Here is a 26978-nt window from a genome sequence, read left to right on the forward strand (position 1 = left end):
ATACGGCGGTTCCACCATCTTGGGTAGGTTCGAGCTCGTTAAGAATTGGTTAGCATTCTTTCATTTTTTTCTGTCGAGATCGAAGCGCCGTGACTCCGCTGATCCAGATTCAAAATGCCGTTAAACGTTTTGGCCACAAAGTGCTGCTCGACGGAGCGTGCGTCTCGCTGGTCGAAGGGCAAAAAGTAGGCATGATCGGGCGGAATGGCGCCGGCAAGTCGACCCTTTGCCGGGCAATTCTGGGGGACGAAGATCTGGAGAAGGGGGAGGTCGTCCTCCATCCCAAGCTTCGGCTTGGCTATCTGCGGCAGCACGATCCGTTTGAAGAAGGGGAAACGGTCGTCGGTTTCCTGATGCGCGACAGTGGGCAGCCTGATTGGAAGTGTGGCGAAATCGCCGGGCAGTTCGAAATCAAAGGGGCGATGCTCGAGTCGCCGGTCCGCCAGCTCTCGGGCGGTTGGCAGACCCGCGTGAAGCTGACGGCGCTATTGCTGCAAGATCCCAATTACCTGCTGCTGGACGAACCGACGAACTTTCTCGACCTGCGGACGCAGATGCTGCTGGAGCGGTTCTTGCTCGATTTCCGTGGCGGCGTGATGGTCGTTTCCCACGATCGAGCGTTTCTTAAACAAACCTGCACGCACACGCTGGAACTTTCCCGCGGCAAGCTGCAGATGTTTCCCGGCGATGTCGACGCCTACCTGGTGGTTCAGGAAGAGCGGAAAGAACACGACCAACGCGTCAATCAGGCGACCAAAGCGAAGCAAAAGCAGCTGCAACGGTTCATCGAAAAGAATCGCGCTCAGGCCAACACCGCCAGTCAGGCCCGTAGCAAAGCGAAGCAGTTGGATCGTTTGCAACTGATCGAGATCGAAGACGACGAGGCGTCGGCCTACGTCCGCGTGCCGATGGTCGAGAAACGGAAGGGAACGGTCGTTCGCTGCGACAACATGACGATCGGCTATCCGACCAAAAAGATCGCCGACGAGGTGACGCTCGACATCGAGCATGGCGGACGGATCGGAGTGGTCGGCGACAATGGCCAAGGCAAGACGACGCTACTTCGGACGTTGGTTGGGTCGATCGATCCGCTCGAAGGAGACGTGAAGTGGGGACATCACGCCGACGTCGGCGTTTACGCTCAACACGTCTATACGACGCTGCCCGGCAACGAGACTTGCGAAGAATATCTGCGGACCGCGGCCGACCCCGACGTGAGCACGCAACAGGTGCTGAACGTGGCCGGTAGCTTCTTGTTCCGCGGCGACGACGTGCGGAAGAAGATCAAGGTTCTAAGCGGCGGCGAGCGGGCTCGTCTTTGTTTGGCGGGTTTGCTGTTGGGCAAGCACAACGTGCTGATTCTCGACGAACCGGGTAACCATTTGGACGTCGAAACGGTCGAGTCGCTGGTTCGTGCCCTGGAGACGTACAACGGCACCGTCATCTTCACGAGCCACGATCGCTACTTCATGAAGAGTGTGGCGACCAACGTCGTGGAAGTTCGGGATGGCCGCGTCGTTCATTTTCCTGACGACTACGATCACTACGTCTATCGCTTGAACCAGGAAATCGACGAAGAAGGGGGAGGCGTCAAAAGCGGCGGCTCATCCGGGGGCGGCGATCATCAGGGCGGTGGTGGAGACAAAGGAGATCGTCGCGATCGCAACAAGCAGTTGCGGACCATGCGCAAGGACCTGAAGAAGATCGAAGCCAAGATCGCCGAGATGGACGCCGAGAAAAAGGGGATCAACGACAAGTTGATGAAGCTGACCGATCCCAAGGAAGCCGAGAAAACGCACGAGCAACTGCTGACCGTTTCCAAAGAGCTGGAGCAGTTGGAAGAACAGTGGCTAGAGCTGAACGAAGAGCTGATGGAAGCGGACGGATACTAATTTGCTTTCGCGGCGCGGCGGCGGCAGCGTAGAATAGAAGGATCGCAAACCGGAGATTCCCATGGCGACCGACTTGACGCATGAACTGCAGCAGCTTCATCAATTTCATCGGCAAGCTCTTAGAGAGCGGCTCCAAGATGAGCGTTGCAGAAGCGGTTACGGAGTTTCAGCTTTATAAGGAAGAATTGGATCAGCTGCGCGAAACGTTGCAAGAGAGCGAAGAACGGTTGCAACAGGGTGAGTATGTCGAAATCGACGCCGAAGCGTTGAAACGAGAAGCCCAACAGCGTTGGAAGTCCAGCGTGAACGGAGAGAATGCGTGAGTGGTCGCGTATTCTGGGATTCGCAAGCGGATCATGACGTCAATTCGATCATTGACTACATCGCGATTGAGCAGCAGAGTCCACAGAACGCGATTGCCCCCTTCGATGAGATTTACGAGAAGGCGTACTTGTACGCGTCAGCTCCTCTCTTGGGAGAACTCCGCGAAGACATCTGGCCAGGCGTCCGTGTGTTTTCCGTTCACTCCTGCGTTGTGATCTATTCAGACAGATGTCGCGGAAGGAATCGTGATACGACGTGTTATGCATGGCGCTCGCGATTTCAAACGGCTCTTTTGAGTCGCTAACCGCAGTTTGTTCGAGAAGGCTCGCGGATTCCTAGCTCAACCCCGCCATCCTCTCAATCAACTGCACGATCTTCGACCGCTGATCGCTCAGAATCGCCAGCGAAGCTAAGACGCTATCGGCGAGTTGGCGGTTCTTTTCTAGGAGAAGCGACTCTTCGTCCTCGTTGACTTCATTGATGCTGTCGATGGAGTCCTCGAGCGTCGACTTCAGGCCGGTCAGCAGTGCGGAGCTCGATGCGACCGCGCCATCGGCGAAGGCGTCGACGCGACCTTCGATCAACGTCAACTCGGCCAGCGCTTCATCGACCACGCGGATCGCCGCCGAGGTGTTTCCGCCCAAGCCGGCGAATAGTCCCCCGGTTCGCAGGTCCGCCAACACGCCGCTGAATCCGCCGAGCCGGGACGTCGTCGCCGCCGGAAGGGCCAGCGTTGTGATATCGCCAATGGCGGTCGACAGATTGAACTTTAGCGTCGGGGCGTCGCTGAGTCGAATCGTCTGGAAGTCGCCGGAGAAGCCGCCAGTGAATTCGATCGTGAAGCTGTTCCCGTTGTCGTTGACATAGAAGCGGTTGCCATCGACCGCGTACAGGTTGGTCACCTCGTTCTGGCCGGCGACGGTGATTTGCTGGTCGACCCCGGTGGCGATCAGGTCGACGTCGCCGCCGGTCGTGTCGAACGTGCCGCTATTGATGTCGAGGTCGACGAAGGCGTCGGTGCCAAATTCGACGCTGTAGATGACCAGCTGATCGCCAACCGCTCTGGCCGCCACGCCGGTGTTGAGCGTCTCTTGATTGACCTTCTGAGCGACCGACGACAAGGTATCTCCGGCCGCGATGACGATCGACGCCGATGTCGTTCCGTCGAGGCCAGTCAAGTCAAACGAGGCGGCGTCGGTTGCACGGCCATCGGCGCCTTCATAGATCAATTCGGCCTGTTGGGCGGCGACATAGCTGGTAGCGGTCGCTTCTTCGTCGACGGTCAGGTCGAATTCTCCGTCGGTTACTTCCAAATCGATCGTCGCGCCGGCGCCTTGCGCTACGCTCTCGAGAACCAGATCAAAACCATCGGTAGATACGCTGGCTGCGATGCCGGTGACTCCGGATTGCAAGTTGATCGCCGAGGCGAGCGTCGCCAGCGCATCGCCATTGTTAAAGCTGAAGGCGAAAGACCCAAGATCGCCGGTCAGGGTGAAGTCGACGTCCCCCTGCAATTGACCGCTGAGTTCGGTATGAGTGATCGCTGCGGCTGTCGCCGCCTGATTGCCGGAGATCACCTTGCCGTTGATTTCCGCTACGGCGTTGGTCCCTTGGGCGGTTCCGTCCCCATTGCCGCCGGTGACGCCAAAGGCGCCGCTGTCGACGACCACGGCGACCGTCGCGCTGGTTCCGTAGTTAATGCTGGTGAGGTTCAGGTCGTCGCCATCGACGTCGGCAAGCACTCCGGTCGCGTGGCTTTGGGCGTTGATTCGGTCGGCGACTTCGCTGAGCGTCTCGCCATTGGTGACCGAGATGCTGGCGGCGCCGGTCGCGCCGGTAAGCGTGAAGGAGGCGTCAGCGGTGATCAGTCCGCCGGCGCCGGCGTAGGTGAGCGAACCTTGCGTCGCCGCTTCCAGTACGGTTCCGGCGATCGATGGTTGGGACGCCAACAGGCCGTCGCTTCCCTGGGCGGTTCCGTCGCCGTTTCCGCCGGTGACGCCGAAGGCGCCGGAGTTCACCGCAACCGCGATCGAGGCCGCGTCGCCGTTGAAGATCGATTCGAGCGAGAGCTCGTTGTCCGACGCCGTCGCTCGAATGCCGGTGATCGAGGTGCGGGCGTTGATCTCGGCGGCGGCCGATTGCAGCGACTGATCTTGCGTCAGTTCGATCGTGGCGCTGCCGAAGGCGCCGGTGAGCGTGATATTGGCGTCGGCCGAAATGGCGCGGTTCGATCCGGTGTACGTCAGTTCGGCCGGCTTGGCCGATGTGAGCGACGTCGGTGCGCCAAGGGAGTAGACGTCGACGCTACGTACCTGGCCGGTCAGTTGTCCGCTGACGCGGAAGTCGCTCGAGCCGTCTAAAATCCGCCGGCCGTTGACTTCGGTTCCCGAAAGACGATCGATTTCCTGAAGCGCCGAGTCGATGGCCAGCTGCTTGTCGGACCGCTCGGTCGGGGTGAGCGAAAGATCTTCGTCCTCGAGCAGCGTGCTGCGAATTACGTCAATCTGCGTCCGAATCAGGTCGAGCGCCAACTGCGATTCGGCGGCGATCGAGGATGCTTTATCGACCTGCACCAACGTACTGTTGACCACTTTCAGACGCGTCTCAAAACCGCTGAGCGCGAAAAAGGCGGCGGGGTCGTCACTGGGATAGTTGACGTTTTTGCCCGTCGACAGCCGCAGTGCATTTTGCGCGGCCGCGGTGTTCGCCTTGTTAAGGTTGTTCAGGAGCGTACGCTCCAATCCGTTCAGTTGTGCCCCAATTCGGATCATCGTACGTTCCCCGCCTACTATCGCCGATCGTCGGCTGGAGGCTGATTGAATTGCGCAGTCAGGCGGTCCCAGAAGCTAGGCGCTTCTTTTTCTTCGCCGACGACTCCTTCGCTGAAGTCGTGCACCATCAGGTAGGACTGCAAGCTCGCCATCAATTGGCGGGCCCGCTGTAGCGCATCACTACGGCGGCGATCGCGACTCCGACGCGGCGCGACCGACACTTCGATGACGGTCGTCGTCAGGCCTTTGTCGTCCTGCTGTTCGCGAGGACGAATCGTCATGACCAAAGCGGCGCCGCGATCGTTGGTTCGTCGCGCCAGTCCGAACGAATCGCCGTCGAAGGCGAGCGTCAGTTGTTGTTCGCTGGTTTCGATCACCTCGGCGACGTGGTCGGTCAAGAAGCCGCGCATCTTTTCCCAGACCATCTTCAGCGGCGCTCGGGTGGTCATCGTTCGTTCGACGAGCGCGCCGGGGGAACGATGCGTAAACCAAGAACTCCACCAGTTGCGGCGTTCTCGTTTTTCGTTATCGTCGCGACCCGAACCAAGCTGGATCACCATGTTACGGCCCAGCTCTTTGGCCTGCAGCAGGGCGCGGTCGGCGCGATTGAGCATCGATTCCGGAGTATCGCCGGCTTGTAGTTCGGTAACGCCAAAGCTGGCGGTCAAGTTCTTGCCGCCCAGCGAAGGCTGCGCGGTCGAAGCGACTTCCTGACGGATCGCTTCGGCCCGTTGGGCGGCCGTTTTCATGTCGCAGTGCCCGCAGACGAGCACAAACTCTTCGCCGCCATAGCGGGCCGCCACGTCTCCGGGCAGTGCATGGCGTTTCATATGCGAAGCGAAGCTGACCAACGCGTCGTCGCCAGCCGGGTGACCGTAGTTGTCGTTGATTCTTTTGAAGAAGTCGATGTCGCAGATGATTAAGCTGCAGGGACGGTTCGACTGGTTGTGCTTGCGAACCAATTCATGCAGCGCGCGATCGAGTTCGGCGCGGTTGGCCAAGCTGGTCAGCGGATCGCGGGTCGCTTTGACGTGCAGCGAGCGAAGTTGCTCTTCTAGCCGCTGGATGCCGCTCGCGTCACACAACTGCAGCGTAGCGCCGCGGCCGATGCCATCTTCGGTAATGACCGGCGAGATGTGGGCGGTGATCGCTGAGTATTCGCCTTGGGCGTCCCGAATCGTCAGCCGCAGGACCGATTGCAGGCCGTTTTGAATGGCGGCATGCAGCGGATCTTCGCGCTCGGCCAAGAATCGCCCCGAGGCGTCTCCCATGCCAACGAGTTTGGGGGACCAGCTGCGATTAAGCACCGACTCGGCCGAGAGCCCGGTCAGGGTTTCAGCGGCGTGGTTCCAGCGCAAGATCTTGAGATCGGCGCCGACGTAGATCAGGCCGTCATGGACGTTGCGGAACAGGTTCTCGTGGAACAGGTTGAGCAGCTGGTTCGGCCGAGCGACTCGCTGCGGGATGACGTGATCCCAGTGCGAGTTGGCCTGCGTCGGCGACAAATCGCGCAGCCATTGCTGCGCGACGTCATGCTGCAGTTTGTTGGAGAACCGCATTTGGAAGGTGCAGAAGTCGCTGACCAGTTCTGGATCGAATTGCGTGCCGGCATAGGCGAACAACTCGGCCAAGGCGCGATCTTTGCTGCGAGCGCGACGATAAACCTGATCGGTCGTCATCGAATCGAATGCGTCGACGATCGCCAGCATCCGGGCGCCGCGGGGGATGTCGTCGCCGCAGAGCGGAAACGTCCTTCTGCTGCCGTCGAACCAGGCGCCAGCGTGGCGGATGACCGACATAATGCCGGCGTCAGAGCAGCAGTGTTCGATGATTTCGACGCCGGCCGCATGATGTTCTTCCATCAGGGCCTGTTCGTCTTCGTTCAATTTGCCCGGCTTGGCCAGCAAATAATCGGGGACCGCCAGCTTGCCGATATCGTGCAGCAGGGCGGCGACTTCCAGTTCGTCGCGTTCCGAGTGGGAATTTCCCCGGATCGCCGACCAGGTCGAAATGGTGGTGGCGACGCGCAGCGAATGGGCGGCGGTCGGCGGATGTTTCGCTTTCAGCGCCGTAAACAGACTGCTAGCCACGCCCAGGCGCACCTGAACCAACTGGTTCTGCTGCTCGAGAGCGGCAGCTACCAGCGCTTCGTCATCGAAATCCTCGGTGCGCAGCAGCAGTTGCTGCAACGCTCCAAAGCGATGATCGGCCGATTCTCCAGGATCGACGCCGAAGTTGGCGGATGAGTCAGTGTCCATAAGGTGCGGGCGGCTCGCTGGCGAAACGGGAATCGAGGCCTGGTACGTGTAGGTACAGACGGATTTTTAGGACTTTGCAGAAAACCTAGGTCGCAGAACGGCCACCGTCAAACTGCTAAACTAGGAGAGTCCGACGCATTGCCGGCGGCCCTGCGACGGGCTAGCTTAATCGACGCCGGCTGTAGCGGTTCTAGCGAATTTACTGGAGGCGATTCTCATGCGACTGGTCACCTATCAAAGCGAAGCGGGTCCCCGTGCGGCGATTGCCAGAGGGGATGACTTCATCGACTTGCACCACACCGATCACACCCTGCCGACCGACATGAAGTCTTTGCTAGCGATGGGGCACGTCGTTCGCGACAAGGTGCTGGCGGCGGCCGAGCAGGGGGAACCGATTCCCCAGGGCTCGCGAATCTTGACCCCGATCGTCAATCCGCAAAAAGTGATCTGCGTCGGTCTGAACTACGCCGACCACGCCAAAGAGACCGGCGGCAAGGTGGGGGACGAACCGGTGATCTTCAACAAGTTCCCCTCGGCCCTGATCGCCGACCATGATGAGATTCACCTCCCCCCCGAAAGCGACCAGGTCGACTACGAGGCGGAATTGGTCGTCGTGATTGGATCGCCCGGCAAGCACATTCCTCAAGGGGAAGCGATGAGCCACGTTGGCGGCTATTGCTGCGGCAACGACATCTCGGCTCGCGACTGGCAAAAGGGGAAACCGGGCAAGCAGTGGCTGTTGGGTAAAACGTTCGATACTTTCGCCCCCCTTGGTTCGGTGCTTTACACGCCGGACGAAATTGGCGATCCCCATAACTTGGCGATTCGGATGCGTCTCAATGGCGAGACGATGCAGGAGTCGTCGACCAGCCAGCTGATCTTCAAGATCGACTTCCTGATTTCGTACCTATCGAACGTGGTGATGCTGCAACCGGGAGACTTGATCTATACCGGAACGCCGCATGGCGTCGGCGTGGCCCGCGACCCGCAGGTCTTTTTGCAGCCGGGCGACCAGCTGGAGGTCGATATCGAAGGGCTCGGCGTGTTGACCAACCGCGTGGCGATCCGCTAGCGACGCAGTTCAGGTTTGCGCGGATAAGTAAGAAAAAAGTTCATGCCGAGCCTTCCTTTAGAAGGCCCGGCCTGACTGCCGAAGTCCTATAAGTCAGGTCTCTCAACAGCGGCGGAAGGATCCGTCCTTGTCCACTTGCTAGCACAGCGTCAGGGAAGATGGAATTCAGGCGGAACGCAACGCGCGACGATCGTCGTCGACGCGCCATTCTCGATGATCGCAACGCGGCCGGTCGTAAAGCTGGCGACGCGGATGGAGACGATGGCGCCAATGGGAAGCGGCCTCGGCGTTATTCCGCGCAAGCTCTGCTGGAACGCCGCGTGCGCGTGGTCGATTTTATTCCGCTCCACTGGTTCTCGGTCTGCTCCTATTATCTGCTGGGAATCGTGCTGATTGGTCTGCTGGCGGCGCTGCACTACTATGCCAGCGAAAGGCTGCCGTTCGCCAATCTCGCCAGCGTCAATAGCTTGGGCGGTTGGCTGGCGATTATCGCATTTTGGACCGCCGCGCAAGGCGCCTTGGTCATCTATCGCATTCGCCGTCACCGCTTGGACGACTACCGGGGACGCTATCACGTTTGGCTGTGGGGCGTCGCGTTCTTGGGAATCGCTGGCGTTGACCTGCTGGTCGACTTTCGGACCCCGATCGGCCAAGCGATCGAGCAGGCGAGCGGTCGCCAATTCGCAGAGCTGGAGCATGGATGGGCGATCCTGATCGCCACGCTCTTTTATGGAATCGCGTTGTTGCGAATTGTCTGGGAGATCCGCGCCAGTCGCGGCGCTTTGGCGGTTGCGGCCTTTTCGCTGCTCACGCTCGGAACGTTCGTCGCTTCGCAGGCGAATTTGATTCTCTGGCCTCCCCAACTCAACGCTCAACTGTCGACTTGCGTCCTCTACCTGGGCGGCGTTTGGTTGTTGTCGATGATGCTGATGCAATACGCTCGGTTCGTCTGGATGGACGCGATCGGCTTGATCGCCCAACAGGCGGTTGTCGAAGCGACGGAAGAAGAAGCGACCGAAGAGGCGACTGCCGAGAAGACGTCGCGGCGGCGTCCCAAGATCGTGAAGAAGGACGAGGAAGAGACTACCCCGGACGAGTCCGAAGAAGAATCAGACTCCGGCTGGTTCTCGTGGGGCTCGAAGAAGTCGAAGCCTGTCGCCGAAGAGGAAGCGGCCAAAAAGGCCCCCGCGTCCAAACGCGCCGCCAAGCCGACAATCAAGACCTCCGCCAAGTCGGACGACGAAGCGGAAGCCCCGGCCGAGCCGAAACGAAGCTGGTTTGGATGGGGACGCAAGCGACAAGCCGAGGAAGAAGGAGAAGCGTCCGACCAGCAAGCCACTTCCAAGCCAGCTGCCAAGAAGCCCGCAGCTGCCAAGAAGCCCGCAGCCGCCAAGAAGGAAGCGGAGACCGACGAGAGCCCAGCGCCGAAACGCGGTTGGTTTGGTTTTGGCGGCAAGAAGGACGCGGCGACCGAGGTAGCGGCGAAAGAGAAGAAGCCGGTCAAGAAACAGTCTGCCGAGGAAGAGACGTCCGACAAGAAGCGAGGCTGGTTTGGCTTTGGCGGCAAAGCGAAGACGGAAGCGGAGCCGGAGCCGGCCGCAGAGAAGAAGTCGGGCGGTTCGCCGCTCGCCGCCAGCGCACGCCGGGCGGTCGTCAAGCAGCAGCAAGCCAATACCTCGGCCCCGCCCGAGACGATCAAGATGGATCCGTTGACGCTAGGCGGAAACGACAATGGCAACGACAGCGGCAATGACGAAATCGCAGCGCTGGAAGCGAAGCCCGATCACATGCTGACCAAGGCCGAGCGTCGTCGTCTGAAGAAGCTGAAGCGGCGTGGCGCGGCGGCCTAGCTTACAGGTTAACGCAATCTTCCAGTCGGGTACCGTCGCCATCGGTGACCGCCATTTTCTTGTGGCCGCGAATGGCGACTCCGGCGTGGCGACCATCCTTGTGCAGCAGGAACAACTGAAGATTAGAGCGGTTTTCCTCCATCTGTATCGTTCTGACTGGTTGCGGCCGCGCTGGTCGGCGTTGACCTGCATCGACGAATCTTGAGGATTCGCCTGCTTCGGTCGCCTTGGCCAGCTTGCCTCACTAACGCCAGAAACGCTACAGCTATCAGAAAAACGCTCTAAAGTTGACTTCGCCTTTGTCGTTGCGCTCGTAGGGAGCGGCCCGTTTGGCGATAAACGCCAGCGTCTCGAGGCCGGCGTCGATGGGACTGGCGCCGCGTCCCGTTTGCTGCACGGCGTGAAAGCTGGAGCAATTGAGCAAGTTCGCTTCGCCATGCCCGATGCTGCCGCAGGTTCCCATCTCGTTGTCGACATAGAGGCCGGCGCCAAAGATGGCCGAGTCGCCTTCTTCGCAGAGCATCACCCGCCGCGTTTGCTCCATGACCAGTCGAGCTGCCTTGGTCGCGTGCCGGACGTTCTTCAGCCCGATTACGGAGCCGCCGCGATGCCGCGGTCCATCCATCACCGCCGCATCCAGCGTCACTTCGCCGTTGGCGTCGGGCAGACCGCCAAAGCCAACGGTCAACTCGTTGGGATCGTCTTCGACGATCGTCACGCCGTTGACGGCCGCATCCAGCGGAGGTTGGCCGGTTGAAAGTTGGTAATAGGCGAGCCGGGTCGCTTCGAGCCCATTGCCCGAAGCGATTACTTTTTGCAGCGATGCGGCGGTCACAGAGAAGACTCCCGCTAGAGCGAACAGATGAGGCTGTCGCTTAGCCCACCAAGATTACCAGCCGCCGCCTCCTCCGCCACCTCCGCCGCCGCCGGAAGAACCCCCTCCGCCGCTGCTGCCCCCTTTGCTGGGGCTGGTCGAAGAGGAAGAAACGGCGCCGCCAAGTGCGCCCGCGAGCGCCGCGCCGGTAAACATGCCGGGACGGGGACTGCCGACGCCAAACAGAGATCGCGTAGGGGAATGGTGGACGTTGCTTTGAAAGTGGCTCGCTTCGAGCACTCGCTCGCCCAGTTGTTGGTACCAACCGTCCGACAGGCCCAGCGCCATCGCCCAGGGAAGACGTTCATCGAACAACGTCGCCCCTTCCTCCGGAGTCGACGCATACTGCACCTGGCGAATGAACTCCCCTTCGAGCCAGATGCGATATCCGTCAAGCTCATCCAGCAGTACGCGCCCTTCGTGCGTAGGGCGTTTCATCAAGCGATAGAAGAGCCAACCGAGGATGACCAGTAGGATGACGCCAAACGGAATGAAGGGGCTAACTTCATGGGCGAAGATCCCCAGCACGACCACCTCGGCAATGAAAAACGGCGTGGCGAATGCGGTGGAGAACAGGGCGGGAATCAACATCATGCCGCGCTGAATCGCCAGTCTGTTGCGGTCGAAAACCGCTTTCCACGAAGTAATGACCATCGCGCCCAGGAAGAAGACCCCCATCGTCCAGAAGGAGAGCCAGAAGGTGAAGAACAAACCGATGGCGTAGTTGGGCGTCGACAGGATCGCCATCAACATACCGACGACCGAGATCGATACGCCCCACAGCGTCCACCAGATGTTCACCACAAAGTGCGTTCCCTTGTGGGCGGCGGCGAGCGTCGTTTTGAAGTTGTCGAGCGCAAACCGGATTTGCCGGTGGTTTGATTTGCGGAAGGTGATCTTGTCAGAGTCGTCGAACAAACCGAGCAACAGGACTTCGATGTCGGGCGGAAGGTGCGATAGATCGTAGTCTTTGGTTTTGGTGGCGCTGTAATCCCCGATCTGGCTGCGCCCCAGCTTGAGGGCGCCAAGCGTTTCGGCGTAGACGAGCGCCGTCGCCAGGCAGGTGTTGTCGAATCCCATCTGACTAACATAGCGGGCCGACGCAGGAGAAATCTCTGCCGGCGGACTATCTTGCACCATCACCGCGCCAGGCGCCGGATCGCGACCCACCATGATCCAACCGACCACGTAGACGCCGATCGAGCAGACGATCGTCAGCAGCGTCAGCATCAGGTCGGTGTTGGCGTCGAGAAGTTGGGCGTACATTTCGCTTGAGGGCGGAAAATGGATCGCGCCAGTCGGAAATTTGACCGAGACGGTCCAGCCTTCCTTCTTGGCGAGTGGGGCGGTCGTTTCGAGCTTGATCACTCCCTGCGGAGCGTCGAGTTGCCGCCAGGCCTGTTCGACTGCGCCGTCGGCGCCGGTCCAGGCTGCAGTCGTCACTTCGTCGGCCGGAAAATCGGCCGGCAGATGGATCGTGACGCTCGACCGCTCGATCGGAAAATTCCAGAAGTTTCCGGTAACGTTCCAATAGAGTTCGTCGTCAACATTGCCGTGATAGAGCCAGTTGTCGGTGACGTACTCGATGGTGTAGCGATAGGTTCCCTTGTTCAGGTTGATCCCTGCATCGCCCAGATAAACACGATCGTCGTAGGGGCGATTTTCGTCCGGTTCTTCGACCCGAAACTTCTCGGGTTCGCCGTTGCGCGTGGCGCTGAGAACTTGCAACTCGTGTTTCTTACGTATACCGGGATACGGAAAGCTGTAGATCGGAACGTCACGAAAGATGCCCCGGCGGATGTCTCGTCCCAGCGCGGTGACTTCGATCGTTTCGATGACGCGCAGCTTCGAGTCTTCTTGAATATGGATCTCGACGTCGTAGCTGTGGATCGTTTCTTTGCTCGGCAGGTTGTCGTCGTCGGTCGCCTGCAACAGGAGCGGTGTCGCTGCGATGGCGATTGCGATCACGATCGCTCGAAAGGGTTGCCAGCCGTACATTCGCAGTGTTCCCCCAGAAGTAAGTAACGCTGCGTCCGTGCGAATCGCTTTGTCAGGTGGTTAAAACGGTATCGCGTTGCGGTCGCGTTAAGGTTTGTGGAAATCGTGGCCAGGTCGCCGTCGACGCTTGCAGACACAACCGGTCGTCGACAGAATCATTCTCGCTGTGAAACTCTCTGTCGCCGGAGCTTGCTCGTTGCAACTCCGGCGATTTTGTTTCTTGCCAGAAAAGCTAGGTTTCGGCCAGGGCGTCTTGGGCCAACAATCGCTCGATTTCGTCGGCGGTGCGGGTCACTCCCTGGGGATTCGCCAGTCGCGCCGAAATCTCGCGGCATGCCTGGTTGGTCTGGTCCGATTGCAACAGATGTTGCAGTTTTTCCGCAATTTTTCTAGCCCGGAATTGGCTCGGGTAGAGAGTCGCCCCGATGCCGAGCCGTTCGACCCGGTCCGCATTGTCTGGCTGATCATGACTTAGCGGCATGATCAAATGCGGAATTCCAGCGGCGCAAGCTTGCGAGAGCGTGCCGATCCCGCCGTGATAGACCAGCGCCGCCGCGTGGGGCAGCAGCTGCGACAAGGGGACGAACGAAAAGTGCCGGATCCCGCTGGGGAGCTGTGCGGGAAGCTGTTCCGGAAACCGGGTCAACAGAATCCCGCGACGGTCGAGCAGTTGGCAAGCGGCGATCGCTTCCTCGAAAAACTTGTGCCCATGCACCATGGCGGAGCCTGGCGTGAAGATGATCGGCGGATCTCCTGCGTCGAGAAACGCGCGAACATCGTTGTTCAACGCTCCCAGCTCCGACTCGTCCCAGAGCGGAAAGTCGGTCAGGACCGTATTGGCGGGCCAGTCCGCTTGCGGCGGCGCGTACCACTCGGGAAACATCCCGATCACTCTTTGCGGCGAGTGCCACAGTTGCGTGATGCCACCTCGAATCGGCGGTAGCCCCAGCTCGCGACGAAACGCGTTGGTCGGCCCCTTCAGGACTGGATCGATCATGATCCGTTCGGCCAAGCGATAGAGGCCGGCGTTCCACCAACGCGGCATTCCAGGGCCGGTTGGCAATAGCCCCGTCACCTTCGGCGGATGGATGTTACTCCAGAGGACCGCCGGTTGCAGGTGAATCGTCGCCAGCGGAATTTGAAATGTCGCATGCGCCATCTGCAGGCCTTGCGAAAGCGCCGATCCAACCATCACCAGCGGAGCGTCGCCGCCGCGGGCGAGCGCTTGCGCAACGATCTCGTAATGACGTCGCTGCCAGGGAAGGACGACGTTTCGTGCGACAGCGCCGATTCCACGCAACGGATGAAAGATGTCTGGGTCGTAGACCGCTTTCTTGTATTCCTCTTCGGTGTCGACGGCGAAATAGTCGATCTCAGCACGCTCCGCCAGCGAGCGAAAGTGTTCGCTGGTGTAGAGCGTTACTTGATGGTTGCGACGTTTCAGCTCGCCGGCGAGTCCGATAAACGGATGGACGTCGCCATAGCTGCCGACTGGGAAGAGGAGGATATTCACGTTCGGGTTACGCTTCGGTCCATTGCCAGCCGATCGGATTCTCCAGCTCACGCCGGGCCAGTTCGGCCCAGGGGGAATCGGGGTTTTCGTCGATCACGCGTTGCAGCGATTCAACCGCCTGCTTCCGGACTTTCTCGAGTCGACTGCCCGCCTCGGACAGCGAGTCGGCCGGTTGCAAGATCCAGGTATCGTGACTGGGGTCCTCAAACTTGCGGCCACCTTTTAGCAGCGCGAGCATCTGGTTGTAACCGTCGGTGCGGGCCTTCGCCGCGGCGGCGCGACCCAGGGCGAGATCAAAGCTGGCTCGCCACCGTGGGTCGGTGATCTTGTCGCGGTCTCCTTCGGCGTCGCTCAAACGGTTGTAGACCGCTTCGATCGGCGGAGCGAGTCGAGCCGGCAGTCGCTGGGCCGAATCGAGGCTCCGCTTTAACGCCGCTTCGTCACCGGCGCGGAAGTTGGTGGCCGGGGCGGTCAGGGCGCCACTTTGCGGCAGGTAAGCGACCGCGTCCAGCGCCGCCAGCGCCTTGTTTTCGGCCAGCATTTGCTGATACTGCTCGGCCGAGATGTATTGCGGCGGATACTTGCGGCGGTATTCGCTGCCGTAGACGTTGGCGTTGCCTGGCCACGAGCCGAGCGAACTGGAGCGGACGATCAAGTAGGCGCCGCCGGTCGCGCGACAAAGGTAGTTGAGGGCGAACGGTCCGAATCCGCTGTCGATTTCCTGCGAGCCAAATCCGGCCGACATGAAGTCGATGTTGGCCCGCTGCAACCGCCGGGTCTCGGGACCTTGGACGATCGCCGGCATGCCGTCGCGACGATTTTCGGATGTCTGCATCGCTCCTGCGTTACGGCCAAAGGGCGCGGGAACGCCGATCGCATGGATCTTCACACCCAGCGGCTTCGCCTTCGCGATGACTGCGTCGACCTTGTCCTGGTCGTCGCCTGCCTCGTCGGTGACGATCACAACCGCAACTTCTCGGTTTTGCGATCGAAACTTGCCATACTTGTCGAGCGCTTGATCAACGGCGGCGAAGATCGGCTCGGCGCCGCTGTCGTCGCTCGGGAGTTTGTTGATTTGATCGCGGACCGCGGCCAGATTCGAAGTCGGCGCGTCGATCAGGAACTGCGGCTGTGCGCCGCCAATCGCCACAACGGCCGAAGTTAGTTGGTCCGCTGACTTGCCGGCCAGCGCCGGTCCGAGGTCTTGGTACATCTTGGCGGCCGCTTCCTGGAAGCCCCGTTTCAAGGCCGAGGCCGATTGCGTGGTGTCGACCATCCACACCACCAGGGCTGGTGAATATTCGACCGTGTTCTTCAGGTCATCCCCGACGCGGGAGATAGCGTCGTGCACATCCAGGCGACTTTCCATGGCGCCGCCGCCCGACGTTTTGCCGCCGCGCATCGACGCGGTCCGAATCATCGTGCCGCGAGCTTCCGCTTCACGAGCCTTTCGTGCGGCGACCGGATCGGGCTTTTTCGTACCCGGCGAAGCGGCTGGCTTCGGCGCGGCCGGTTGTTTGGCGACCGGGGCCGGTTTCGCGAACGGATTACGAATTCCCACGCCATCGCAGCCAACAAACAGGGCCAGACCAAGCGACAAGAGCCAGAAAGAGCAGCGGAACAGCGGCATGAAGGCTTCCTCAACAAATCGGTATACAATGGCGCAGAAGCGCCCCTTGGACCTTTTGGTATTCTACCTTTCCTTTCCGTTAGGTCGAGTCAAGTGCGCCGGAAGCTTGCATCCCCCTCCCTGGTAAAGGAGAATAAAGGGACTTCTCGCCCATTCCGCCCGTGCTCGGAGCCTCCGCCCCATGTCACGCCTAATGCCATTTCGCGTCCTCTTTTCGTTGCTGTTGCTCACTTGCGTCTCGATCTTGCTGGCTGGACCTGCCTATACCGATACGGAAAAAGCAGGCGAAGACTATGACGTGCAAGGCGAATATGAAGGCGTGCTCGGACCTGACAAAGTGAAGATCGCCGCGCAGGTGATCGCCAAGGGGAAGGGAAAGTTTCATGCCATCGGCATGCCTGGTGGGCTGCCGGGCGACGGACTGAAGCCCGACGAAAAGAAGGTCGAAGCGGATGGCGAGCGTGAAGGGGAGATGGTCGTCTTTCGCACCACGACCGAAAACGGGGACGAAGTGCGGGCCGAAATCAAGGATGGCGTGATGACCGTCTTCGGCGGCGATAACCAGAAAGTGATGGAGCTGGCGAAGGTCTTTCGCGAAAGTCCAACCATCGGCGCCAAGCCGCCCATGGGCGCCGTCGTGTTGTTTGACGGAACGAACCTGGACGCCTGGATGAACGCCAAGATGACCGAAGATGGTCGGATGCAGCAAGGCGCCACCAGCAAGCAACTGTTCGACGATCACACGATCCATCTCGAATTCCTGCTCCCGTTCATGCCGGAAGATAACGGCCAGGCCCGCGGCAATAGCGGCCTGTATCTGCAAGGTCGGTACGAAGTGCAAATGCTCGACTCGTTTGGCCTCTCGGGCGAAAACAACGAATGCGGTGGGATCTACGAATTGAAGAAGCCCGACGTCAACATGTGTCTGCCGCCGCTGCGGTGGCAAACCTACGACATCGACTTCACCGCCGCCAAGTACGGCGATGATGGGAAGGTGAAGAGTGCACCACGGATCACGGTCAAGCACAACGGCGTTCTGATCCATGACGACGTCCAGCTGCCTGCCGACAAGACGACGCGAGCCGCCCCAGTCGCCGCCGGCAAAGAGCCAGGCCCGGTCTATCTGCAGAACCACGGCAACCCGGTCCGCTATCGTAATATCTGGGTAAAGACCAAATAGTGAGCGGCAGGCGTCGTTTCCACTAGAATGGAACACATGGAATCTGACGCTTCGCAAAATCCGTTTGCTTCGCCTCACGCTTCGCAGAAGGCGCGTCACGATGTACCAACCTACATCGAGGCGATGACCCCAATTGACGTGCGGGGCTATTGCTATGCCTGCGGCGGGGATGGTGAAGAGGAGTTCCAGCAGACGTTCTACCGGGGGCGGCTGCAGGTTAATTACACGCTCTGCCGCAGTTGTCGCTGGCGACTTCCTTGGCAGCGGGCGTCGCTGAGCGTGAACGCAGCGTTACCAGTCATGGCGCTGGCGTTCGGCGGATTCATCGCCACGTTTTTGCTGCTCGGCCGCCTGGTTTCGGTTTACCAAAATCCGCTGCAAGGTAATGACGATTTTCTCCTGGCGCTTTTTTTGATCGGGACGACGATGGCGATCTTTACCGGCGGGCTTGTCGTCGCGAATATCGTGTTGCGCCGGTTCGCCGTTTTTCATTGGTACCCGACCTCCATCGGTAACCAGGTCTATCGTTTGACGGCGCTCAATCGTCAGTTTCGCCTGAACTATTTCAAGGCGGAGCAAGAGTCGTGAACGAGCAGGAAGCGGAGAATCCGTACGCCTCGCCAAACGTCGATGAGATCGTCGAGGTTTTGCCCGATTCCGAAGAGGAAACCAATCGGGAGTTTCGATTGCGAGTCGGGAAGATCGTCGGCGATTCGCCCTTGTCGTTGCCGGAAGTTTGTCTGTACTGCGCGGACGATATCGTTGACGATTATTCGCGAAGGATGTGCGCGAAGTTTCATCGATTGCGACTGCTGGAAGCGCTTCCTCCGCTCTCCTTTCGGGTCTACTATTCCATCTGCTCGAACTGCGTCATCAACGCTGATCTGTGGCGGCGCCGGCGTGACAAGGCCCTGTACTTTGTGATTGGATCGGGGGGCGGAGCGGTCGTGTTGCTTATCCTCTTTGGTCGTTTGGGAATGTTGGACGCAGGTTTTAGCCTGGTTGCCCTGTTGGGAATGGTAGCGGTTGGCTTTTTCTTTCGCATGGCGTATTGCGAGTCTTGCGTGCCGAAGCCTCCCGAGCTGGAGTCGTACGAAGAGCAGACGATGAAAATAGTCGGCCACGGTTGGAATTTCATCCAGCGATTTCGCTGACGGAAGAGCGCGTTACAATCGCAGGCAACGAGTGTACTACCCTGCGACGCATCCAGCAGCGAAGGCAAGTCTATGCAAGGCCAGCGAATTCCGATCGGCGAAGTAACCCTGAATGTCGTCATCCAGGGAGAAGGAGAGCCTGTTCTGCTGGCCCACGGGTTTCCGCTTGATCACTCGATGTGGGAAGCGCAGATCAACGTCTTGGCCGCGGAAGGGTACCAGGTGATTGCCCCTGACTTGCGCGGCTTTGGCAAGAGCGACCCCGCCAAAGACAAGACGACGATGAGCCAGTTCGCCGACGATTTGTCGCGGCTGCTCGCGAAACTGAACGTAACCAAGCCGGTCACCTTCTGCGGGCTCTCGATGGGGGGTTACATTGCCTGGCAGTTCTTCCTGCGGCATCGGGCTCGTCTGGCTCGCCTGATTTTGTGCGACACGCGGGCCAATGACGATGACGAGAACGTGGCTCGCGGGCGATTGGTGATGGCGGCCGAAGTGGAACGGTTCGGGCTCGAGAAGGCGCCCGGCACGATGCTGCCGAAGCTACTGGGGCCGGTAACGCTCGAAAAGAACGAGGCGGTCGTCGAAGCGCTGCGAGCGACGATTTTACGGCAAGATCCGGCCGGCGTCGCCGCTGCGCAACGCGGAATGGCCGAACGTCAGAACGTGGTCGACGTGCTGCCGACGATTGACGTGCCGACGCTGCTAATCTGCGGTGACGCGGATGCAATCACGCCGCCGGAAGTGATGCAGGAAATGGCGGCCGCGATCCCCGGCGCCGAGTATGCCGAGATCGCCCATGCCGGCCACATGGCCCCGATGGAACGAGCGGTAGAGACCAACACGGCGATGCTCGACTTTTTGAAGTCGACTTAGCCGTCGGTGTCGAGCTTCGCGATATCAGGCGAGATGTCCTCCAGCTCCATTCGTAAGTAGCGTTTCACCTGATTGGTCGTCTTCATTTGCAGGGCGCGAGCCAGCATCGATTCGGTTCGCTCGATCGTCACCTGCGACGCCAGTTGTTTGATCGTCGGGATAAACGCGGGGCTCATGCTGAAGCTGCGTAGGCCCATGCCGAGCAACAAGATGAACGCCCGGGGTTGGCCCGCCATCTCGCCGCATAGCGTGACCGGCACGCGGGCCATGTTGCAAGCCCGGATTACGTCGTTCAGCGTATGGACGACGGCCGGAGCGAGCGGTTGGCAGAGACTGCTGACCTTCGGGTTGTCGCGATCAGCCGCCATTAGGTACTGCACCAGATCGTTGGAGCCGATCGAGACGAAGTCGACCAGGTCGAGCATCGAGCGAATCACGATCGCGGCTGCCGGCACTTCCAGCATCATGCCGACTTTCACTTGGCTGAACGGTTTACCTTCTTCGTCCAAGCGGCGCTGAGCGCGGCGGACGAAGCTGCGAACCTTGCGCAGTTCTTCGACCGTCGTGATCATAGGGAACATCATCCGGACTTCGCTTCCCTGGATGCTGGTGCCGGCTTGCAGGATCGCCCGGATTTGCGACATGAAGAACTCGGGATGCTCAAACGAGAGCCGGACGCTTCGCCAACCCATGAACGGGTTCGCTTCGTTGTGGTTGTGTCCCAAGTAGGCGACCGTCTTGTCGCCGCCGATGTCGAGCGTGCGGATCGTCACCTTCTTGTTGGGGCTCGACTCGATGACGTTGCGATAGATGTCGATCTGTTCCTTTTCGTCCGGAACGTTCTCATGCGTCAGGTAAAGGTACTCGGTGCGGTAGAGACCCACGCCGTCAGCGCCCATCGCCGTGGCGGCCTCGGCGTCGTTGACGTTGTTGATGTTGGCCATCAATTCGATCGTTTGGGCGCAGGCGGTCAGCGAGGGGAGATCGCGATTGGCGGCCAGTTGGTCCTTCAGGTCGAAGAACTCGCGCTCCAACTTGCGATAGGCGGACAGCTCTTCCGCTTCGGGATTGACGACGATGATCCCTTCGCTGCCGTTGACGACGATCGTGTCGCCCGTTTTGACCCGCGATGCAATGCCGGCGGCGCCGGAGACGGCCGGGATGCCGCGGCTGCGGGCAATGATCGCCGCATGGCTGGTTTGACTGCCGCGATCGGTGACGATGCCATGGACGTCGGCGTCTCCCAGGGCGACGGCCTGAGAGGGGAGCAGTTCGTCGGCGACGACGATCAGCGGGCCATGCAGGCAACCGTCTCCACCATCAGCGTCATTGAGAACATCGGTGAGATAGGCGCTTAGGCGAACGATTACGTCGCGGATATCGTTCAGGCGTTCCTGCAGGTAGGGATCCGCCATCCGGGAGAAGAGCTGGGTATAGTCGTCCAACAAACGATGGAGGGCGCCTTGGGCGGTCATCCGCTCGTCGACGATCCAGTGACGGATTTTGTTGGTGAACGCGGGATCGCGAAGGATGGTGCGGTGGGCGGCGAAAATCGCCGCTTCGTCCATGCCGACCTGGCTTTCGACCTTCGATTGCAGGGCGCTGAGGTCCGACGAGGTTTGGTCCCGGGCCGTTTCGTACCGGGCCAACTCTTGGGTGATTTCGTGAGGTTCCAGCTTCGTCTTTTCAGGATTGACGAAAATCTCGAGAATGCAGTAGGCGGTGCCGACAGCGACTCCGGGGGAAACTGCGATCCCCTTGTGTAGGTCTGACACGGTCGAAAAGTCCGCCCTTAAGCTGGGTTTTGGAAGCGATTAGTCCACGCGAAATTATAGTGGAGATTCCGTCTGGAAATAGCCTCTGTCTACATTTTCCCGTCTGTTGACGCAAAGCGAATTGGGGTACAGTTGGCATAGTCGCGCCCTGCTAAACAGCGATCTTTAATCAGCTTGTGACGTTTTTTTGGGGTGGCTATACTAGTGAGCTTTGACATACGGCCCTGGCCGTTTCTAAGAAATGGATAGGAATTTAGGACGCCGGCATGCGATTCACCCTGATTGATCGAATTACCGATCTGGTTCCGGGCGAGCGAATTGTCGCGACCAAGTGCCTGTCCCTCGCCGAAGAGTATTTGCAAGATCACTTTCCGCTCTTTCCGGTTATGCCGGGCGTGTTGATGCTGGAAGCGATGACGCAAACCAGTGCGTGGTTGATTCGCGCGTCGGAGGATTTCATGCATAGCGTGGTAATCCTGCACGAAGCGCGTAACGTCAAGTACGCCGACTTCGTCGAACCTGGGGAAGTATTGACGGTGACGTCAGAGCTGGTCAAGCAAGAAGGACGCTTGACCACCTTCAAAGTCAAAGGAACCGTGGCAGGCAACCCGGCGGTCAGCGCCAAGCTGGTGCTGGATCGCTACAACCTCGGCGGCGACGAGAAAAGCTCGTCGGACCGACACGCCATCGTCAACTCAAGAGAATTATTCGACCTACTGTACCCTGAAGCGAGCCGCGTTTAGAGCGGGTCGCTTTCGGCTAGCCGCGGTGCGGCAAGCGCAGATTTCGCCCACTTGGGGCGAAAGCCTATTTCCTGACTAAGCTTTGGAGAACGCATTCAGATGCCGACGGAACAAGAAGTCTTCGAGAAGGTTCGCGAGGCCTTGGTCGACGCCCTGGGAGTTGATGAAGAAGAAGTGACTCCGGAAGCGACGATGGTCGGCGACCTCGGCGCGGAATCGATCGACTTCCTCGATATCGTCTTCCGGCTGGAGAAAGCGTTCGAAATCGAAATTCCGCGAGCCGAGCTCTTCCCGGAAGATATCCTGACCAGCGCCGAATACGTCAACGACGGCAAGGTCACCCCGGCCGGTCTGGCCGAACTGAAGGCCCGCATGCCGTTCGCCGACCTGTCGAAGTTCGAAGAGAACCCGCAAGTGTCGGAATTCGGCAACTTGCTGACGGTCAACGACATGTGCAAGTATGTCGAAAGCAAGCTGGCTTAATGAGTCGACGAACTTGGCGCTGATCGCGTTAAGCGGTCAGCGCCAAGTTTCGCCAGGAAGGGATTAGCTGGAATGCGTTGGTTTTGGGTAGACAAGTTCGTCGAGTTCGAGAGCGGCACATCGGCCAAATCGGTCAAGCTGGTGTCGCTCGCGGAGGAGCATCTCCACGACCACTTCGTCGGCATTCCGGTCATGCCCCATTCGCTGGTGATTGAAGGAATCGCTCAGACTGGCGGTTTGCTGGTCGCAGAGCACTACGAATTTCGAGAACGGGTTGTGCTCGCGAAGGTGTCGAAGGCGATTTTTCACTTCGCCCCCGTCCCCGGCGATCAATTAACCTACTCGGTTCAAGCGCACGACATTCGGGAAGATGGCGCCTATATCTCGGCGACCAGTCATTGCGGCGATAAGTTGCATGGTGAAGTCGAGATGTTCTTCGCTCATCTGGACGAGCAGGATAACAATCGCGACTTGTTCGACACGGTCGAATACCTGCAATTGCTGCGCATGCTGAAGATCTTCGAGGTCGGTAAGAAATCTGACGGAACGCCGATCGAGCCGCCGCAGTATATGCTGGATGAGGAAGCGGCTCAGCTAAGTCAAAAAGAGCCGCGCTCGGTAGGCGATCGGGCCGATAATAGCATGTAGAAGCGGACTTGCCCGATACCAACGTCGGCTTGTCGGCGCCCGATAACCGGCAAGGTTTGCTTTATTTCTCTTGTTTGGAGTTCCAGTCGTCATGAGTCGGCGAGTCGTCATCACCGGTATCGGCATGATCAATCCGATGGGGCACGACGTCGAGACCGTCTGGTCCGGCCTGAAAGAGTCGCAGTCAGGCGTCGCCCGGACCACCGTCTTCGACGCTTCCAACTTCCCGACCAAGATCTCGGCTGAGGTCAAGGAATGGAGCATCGACAAGTGCGGCGAAGACCCTTCTCGCTGGGATAGTATCGGCCGTCACACGCAATTTGCGATCGGCGCCGCCAAGCAAGCGGTTTCCAACTCCGGCGTGATGGATAGCATCGCCGATCCGACTCGCATGGGGGTCTATCTCGGCTGCGGCGAAGGAGACCAGGACTTTTTCGCATTCACCAGCATGGTGACGGCGGCGATGTCCGGCAGCGGCGATTTCGACAAGGCCGAGTTCATCCGCAAAGGGCTCGACACGCTCAATCCCCGTCGTGAGCTGGAACAAGAGCCGAGCATGCCGAGCGCCCACCTGGCGTCGCTGTTCAACGCCCAAGGGCCCAACGCCAACTGCTTGACCGCGTGTGCCGCCAGCAGCCAAGCGATCGGCGAAGCGACCGAACTAATTCGCCGCGGCTCGGTCGACGTCATGTTGTCCGGCGGCGCCCACAGCATGATTCACCCCTTTGGCGTTACTGGGTTTAACCTGCTGACGGCGCTCTCGACCAGTAACGACGAACCGACCAAAGCGTCGCGTCCGTTTGATCGTCTCCGCGACGGCTTCGTGCTGGGCGAAGGTTCATCGATGGTTGTGCTGGAAGAACTGGAGCACGCCAAGAAGCGTGGCGCCCACATCTACGGCGAAGTGCTCGGTTACGGCACCACCGCCGACGCGTTCCGCATTACCGACACGCATCCCGAAGGCCGCGGCGCTATTAGCTGCATGAAGATGGCGATGTCCGACGCCAAGGTCAACGTCGAGGACGTCGGCTACGTCAATGCGCACGGCACCAGCACCGAAGTGAACGACAAGGTCGAGTCGCTCGCCTGCCGTCAGGTGTTTGGCGACATGGCCGACAAGATTCCGGTCTCCAGCACCAAGAGCATGATGGGGCACCTGATCGCCGCCGCCGGCGTAACCGAAGCGATCGTCTGCCTGCTGGCGATTCGCGACGGCGTGCTGCCGCCGACGATCAACTACGAAAACCCGGATCCGAACTGCGATCTGGACTACGTGCCGAACGTCGCCCGCGACGCCAAGATCGACGTCGCGCTGAACAACAGCTTCGGCTTTGGCGGGCAGAACATCACGCTCTGCCTGGGGCGGTTCAAGGCTTAGTTCGCTGCTCTAAACTTCAAATCGCGCCACCGCCGCTCGCAGTTTGTCGGCGATGTGCGAGAGTTCGACGCTGGTCGAATTGGCGGCGTCGGCATGCGATGCGGTCGTTTCGGCCGCCGAGGAGACGGCGACGATCTCGCTGACGATTTGTTCGCCGGCGACGTTTGTTTCTGAGATGCCGGCGGCGACCGTTTGGAGCGACGAAGTGGCTGTGCCGACGTTGGTCACAACGTGACGCGTGGTCACGTTTTGCTGCTCCACCGCCGAGGCGATCGACTGCGACATGGCGTCGAGTTCCGAGATCACGTTGGCGACGCGGGCAATCGACTCGATGGCGGCCCCGCTCGATTTTTGAATCCCCGCGATGCGGCGGCTGATGTCTTCGGTCGCGGCGGCGGTCTGCTTGGAAAGCTCTTTTACTTCTCCGGCGACAACGGCGAAGCCTTTGCCCGATTCTCCAGCGCGAGCCGCTTCGATCGTGGCGTTCAGGGCCAACAGGTTGGTCTGTTCGGCGATATCCTGAATGGTGCTAATGAACGTGCCGATCTCGCTGGCCGCCAGACCAAGCTCGTCGATCGTGGTGCGGCTGTCGCCGGTCAACTGGCTGGCGGTGCGCGCCGAGCCCGACGTCTGTTCCGCATTTCTGGCGATCTCGGTGATGCAGGAGGACATCTCGTTCATGTTGATCGAAATGACCGAGAAACTGCTGGCGATTTCCTCGGTCAGGCGATTCATCGACTCGATCTGGGCCGAGATCTCTTCGGTCGCCGCCGTTGCGCTGGACGAACGATTCCGGGTGTCGTTGGCTTGGTCGGTCAAAAAACCGGCCGTCGCCGCCATGTTGCCGGATGCGCCGGTCAACTGTTCCGCCTCTTGGGCGAGTCCGGCGACAATCTCACGCAGGTTGGTTGATAGCTGATTGAACGCGGCGGCCAACTGGCCGATTTCGTCGTCGCGCTCAATGTCGAGCGTTCGCTTCAAGCTGCCTTGCGCCATCTGGGTGGCCAAGGTGGTCATCTGCGACAGCGGCTTGGTGATCGAGCGGGTTAGCAGCCAGGCGATCGCAAGGCCCAGTAGGATGGCGATTCCGCCGGCGATCGTTGCACAGCGCATTGCGAAGGCGGCCTGCGCAGCGGTTTGCGTTGCAGTATGAGTGGCTGAGGTTTCGGCGTTGAGGGCGATCTGGTCAACCAGCGGTTCGATCTTGTGAACCGCGGCGCGAAGCTGCCGCTCGAGGTCGGCCAGGCGCTCGTCCTCGGCAACCAAGGCGTCGAAGGTGTTCAAGTAGTGTTCGACCGATGCGCGAATATCGGTGACCGATTGGGGATCAACTTCCGATGCGTCAAAGGCGCTGAGAAATTCCTGGGCCGCTTCGTGCGTCTTGGCCGCATATTTTTCGTCCAGCCGCAGCAGGTAGTCTTTTTCCCGACGACGAATCATCAGCAACTTGGCCGAACCGCCAGAGACGTACCGTTTTCGCAGGTCTTGTTCCATTCGCTGGGTGACGACGCCCAGGGCGTCCGCTTCTCCTTGGCCGGCGATTCGCCGCTCGAGTGCGGCGACCACTTCGATCAGCAGCGCCATTTGCGACTTCTTCAAATCGGCCGAATAGCGATCGCTGTGCAGCGATTGCTTCACTTCTTCGATCGCTTTGATCAGCGACTTGTTGCTGCCGGCGTCGCCGTCGCGCCCCTCGGCGGCGAAGCGATGCAGGGCGGCGACTTGTAGGTATAACTCGTCCACCTCGTAGTTCTGGGCGAGTTCTTCCAGTTCGTGAACGACATCGCGGAAGTCTCCTTGCAGTCCCGAGTTGTGATCGAGCCCGCGGCGGGTCCAGCTTTCGGTAAGCGATTGGAAGGCGGATTGGTATTCTGCGGCGGCGATGGTGATCGCCTGGGCGTCAGCGGCAGCCGTTTGATCGCCAATCGCATTCGCCAGTTGATCGAGCGCCTTCGCATCGTCCAGCAACTTCTGGCAACTGGCGGCATGTTTCTCGAGATACTTGCGATCGCGCCGCAGGAGAAAGTCTTTCTCGTTGCGGCGGCATTCGAGCATAGCGACGTTCGTCTTCTCGGCGAGCGATTGCAAGGCGATTTGGCCGGTCAACAGCGCGTCGTAGTTGGCGACGGTGCGACGATTCGACGCGTGATAGATCGCCATGCCCACGCCCATGGCCAACAAAACGAAGGCGAAGGCTCCTCCTAGTTGATAGCCGATACGGACGCGACCGAGGGGATTCCAGAGAAAGCGAACACGTCGATTCTGAGGGAGATTTGTCACCGTCAATTGCCCCGATGCGATTGGTGAAGCGACGCGGTCTGCCTGGATGGTTCGCAAACCTGTCTTTGGGAGGAAATTTATTCGCCCTAATAAAATAGGACGTTCTAGCCGGGTGTGGCGAAAATGCATCGTACGGTTCTCCGTATTTGGGCATGCGTGCGACTTCTCTAATCGCTAGAAGCCGGAATTTCGGTCCATCCGTCCGTTTCGATTGCGCAAACTAGGCGAGAAATTGGCGGAGATGGACTATAATTACGAAGCTTTTTCTTGATGCCCGCC

Annotated in this window: 22 protein-coding genes; 13 read left to right on the plus strand and 9 right to left on the minus strand. The window is 59.8% G+C overall.

The features are described from left to right. Positions 1-89 precede the first annotated feature (89 nt). The 3 genes from Enr8_RS02045 to Enr8_RS26535 all read left to right on the plus strand — a co-directional run bounded on the left by Enr8_RS02045 (position 90) and on the right by Enr8_RS26535 (position 2520). Positions 90-1892 (plus strand): ABC-F family ATP-binding cassette domain-containing protein, encoded by a 1803-nt coding sequence (locus Enr8_RS02045; protein ID WP_146428954.1) that lies wholly within the window; start codon positions 90-92, stop codon positions 1890-1892. 80 nt (positions 1893-1972) lie between these two features. Continuing rightward, on the plus strand, positions 1973-2215 hold the full coding sequence (locus tag Enr8_RS02050) for a hypothetical protein (protein ID WP_146428955.1): 243 nt from the start codon (positions 1973-1975) through the stop codon (positions 2213-2215). Then, positions 2212-2520 (plus strand): type II toxin-antitoxin system RelE/ParE family toxin, encoded by a 309-nt coding sequence (locus Enr8_RS26535; protein WP_186767381.1) that lies wholly within the window; start codon positions 2212-2214, stop codon positions 2518-2520. Before Enr8_RS02050 ends, Enr8_RS26535 begins: the two co-directional genes overlap by 4 nt. A gap of 31 nt (positions 2521-2551) precedes the next feature. Here the strand turns inward: Enr8_RS26535 and Enr8_RS02060 are convergent, their stop codons facing one another. Together Enr8_RS02060 and Enr8_RS02065 are read right to left on the minus strand one after the other, a co-directional pair. Beyond that, positions 2552-4987 (minus strand): flagellin hook IN motif-containing protein, encoded by a 2436-nt coding sequence (locus Enr8_RS02060; protein WP_146428957.1) that lies wholly within the window; start codon positions 4985-4987, stop codon positions 2552-2554. A gap of 17 nt (positions 4988-5004) precedes the next feature. Then, positions 5005-7245: a bifunctional diguanylate cyclase/phosphohydrolase gene (locus Enr8_RS02065; protein ID WP_146428958.1), complete on the minus strand. Its 2241-nt coding sequence runs from the start codon at positions 7243-7245 to the stop codon at positions 5005-5007. A gap of 217 nt (positions 7246-7462) precedes the next feature. On the opposite strand from Enr8_RS02065, the gene Enr8_RS02070 reads away from it, so the two are divergent. Continuing rightward, positions 7463-8317, plus strand: a complete 855-nt coding sequence (locus Enr8_RS02070) for a fumarylacetoacetate hydrolase family protein (protein ID WP_146428959.1) — start codon at positions 7463-7465, stop codon at positions 8315-8317. 320 nt (positions 8318-8637) lie between these two features. Further along, a complete protein-coding gene (locus Enr8_RS02075) occupies positions 8638-10167 on the plus strand; it encodes a hypothetical protein (RefSeq protein ID WP_146428960.1) in 1530 nt (509 codons plus the stop codon). Between the two features lies 1 nt (position 10168). Here Enr8_RS02075 and Enr8_RS25200 read toward each other — a convergent pair whose 3' ends face one another. The 5 genes from Enr8_RS25200 to Enr8_RS02095 all read right to left on the minus strand — a co-directional run bounded on the left by Enr8_RS25200 (position 10169) and on the right by Enr8_RS02095 (position 16182). Then, positions 10169-10309: a hypothetical protein gene (locus Enr8_RS25200; RefSeq protein WP_186767382.1), complete on the minus strand. Its 141-nt coding sequence runs from the start codon at positions 10307-10309 to the stop codon at positions 10169-10171. A gap of 126 nt (positions 10310-10435) precedes the next feature. Next, positions 10436-11002 (minus strand): isoaspartyl peptidase/L-asparaginase, encoded by a 567-nt coding sequence (locus Enr8_RS02080; RefSeq protein WP_186767383.1) that lies wholly within the window; start codon positions 11000-11002, stop codon positions 10436-10438. Between the two features lie 54 nt (positions 11003-11056). Beyond that, positions 11057-13039, minus strand: a complete 1983-nt coding sequence (locus tag Enr8_RS02085; RefSeq protein ID WP_146428962.1) for a DUF2207 domain-containing protein — start codon at positions 13037-13039, stop codon at positions 11057-11059. Between the two features lie 232 nt (positions 13040-13271). Further along, on the minus strand, positions 13272-14552 hold the full coding sequence (locus tag Enr8_RS02090; RefSeq protein WP_146428963.1) for a glycosyltransferase: 1281 nt from the start codon (positions 14550-14552) through the stop codon (positions 13272-13274). 7 nt (positions 14553-14559) lie between these two features. Next, positions 14560-16182 carry a vWA domain-containing protein gene (locus Enr8_RS02095; RefSeq protein ID WP_146428964.1) on the minus strand — a complete coding sequence of 541 codons (1623 nt, stop codon included), beginning with the start codon at positions 16180-16182 and terminating at the stop codon, positions 14560-14562. A 181-nt stretch (positions 16183-16363) separates the two neighbouring features. On the opposite strand from Enr8_RS02095, the gene Enr8_RS02100 reads away from it, so the two are divergent. From Enr8_RS02100 to Enr8_RS02115, 4 genes are all read left to right on the plus strand, one after another. After that, the gene (locus Enr8_RS02100; RefSeq protein WP_146428965.1) at positions 16364-17362 is read left to right on the plus strand and encodes a 3-keto-disaccharide hydrolase; all 999 of its coding nucleotides are present in this window, start codon (positions 16364-16366) and stop codon (positions 17360-17362) included. A 36-nt stretch (positions 17363-17398) separates the two neighbouring features. After that, a complete protein-coding gene (locus Enr8_RS02105) occupies positions 17399-17950 on the plus strand; it encodes a hypothetical protein (protein WP_146428966.1) in 552 nt (183 codons plus the stop codon). Next, complete coding sequence (locus tag Enr8_RS02110) at positions 17947-18516, plus strand: hypothetical protein (RefSeq protein ID WP_146428967.1); 570 nt, start codon at positions 17947-17949, stop codon at positions 18514-18516. The genes Enr8_RS02105 and Enr8_RS02110 overlap by 4 nt, the downstream gene beginning before the upstream one ends. Before the next feature lie 72 nt (positions 18517-18588). Beyond that, positions 18589-19392, plus strand: coding sequence for an alpha/beta fold hydrolase (locus tag Enr8_RS02115; RefSeq protein WP_146428968.1), 804 nt, complete (start codon positions 18589-18591; stop codon positions 19390-19392). On the opposite strand, the gene ptsP is transcribed toward Enr8_RS02115, so the two are convergent. Further along, a complete protein-coding gene (ptsP, locus tag Enr8_RS02120) occupies positions 19389-21167 on the minus strand; it encodes a phosphoenolpyruvate--protein phosphotransferase (protein WP_146428969.1) in 1779 nt (592 codons plus the stop codon). The two genes, Enr8_RS02115 and ptsP, sit on opposite strands and share 4 nt — an antisense overlap. A gap of 266 nt (positions 21168-21433) precedes the next feature. Here ptsP and Enr8_RS02125 point away from each other — a divergent pair, with 266 nt between their 5' ends. The 4 genes from Enr8_RS02125 (at position 21434) to Enr8_RS02140 (ending at position 24419) form a co-directional block, all read left to right on the plus strand. Next, the gene (locus Enr8_RS02125; protein ID WP_146428970.1) at positions 21434-21910 is read left to right on the plus strand and encodes a 3-hydroxyacyl-ACP dehydratase FabZ family protein; all 477 of its coding nucleotides are present in this window, start codon (positions 21434-21436) and stop codon (positions 21908-21910) included. Positions 21911-22009: 99 nt separating this feature from the next. Then, positions 22010-22393, plus strand: a complete 384-nt coding sequence (locus Enr8_RS02130; RefSeq protein ID WP_146428971.1) for an acyl carrier protein — start codon at positions 22010-22012, stop codon at positions 22391-22393. 72 nt (positions 22394-22465) lie between these two features. Next, positions 22466-23041, plus strand: a complete 576-nt coding sequence (locus Enr8_RS02135) for a hotdog family protein (protein ID WP_146428972.1) — start codon at positions 22466-22468, stop codon at positions 23039-23041. A gap of 91 nt (positions 23042-23132) precedes the next feature. Next, positions 23133-24419, plus strand: a complete 1287-nt coding sequence (locus Enr8_RS02140) for a beta-ketoacyl-[acyl-carrier-protein] synthase family protein (protein ID WP_146428973.1) — start codon at positions 23133-23135, stop codon at positions 24417-24419. Positions 24420-24428: 9 nt separating this feature from the next. Here Enr8_RS02140 and Enr8_RS02145 read toward each other — a convergent pair whose 3' ends face one another. After that, positions 24429-26699, minus strand: coding sequence for a methyl-accepting chemotaxis protein (locus tag Enr8_RS02145; protein ID WP_186767384.1), 2271 nt, complete (start codon positions 26697-26699; stop codon positions 24429-24431). Positions 26700-26978: the final 279 nt, after the last annotated feature.

Source organism: Blastopirellula retiformator (assembly GCF_007859755.1).
Lineage (GTDB): Bacteria > Planctomycetota > Planctomycetia > Pirellulales > Pirellulaceae > Blastopirellula > Blastopirellula retiformator.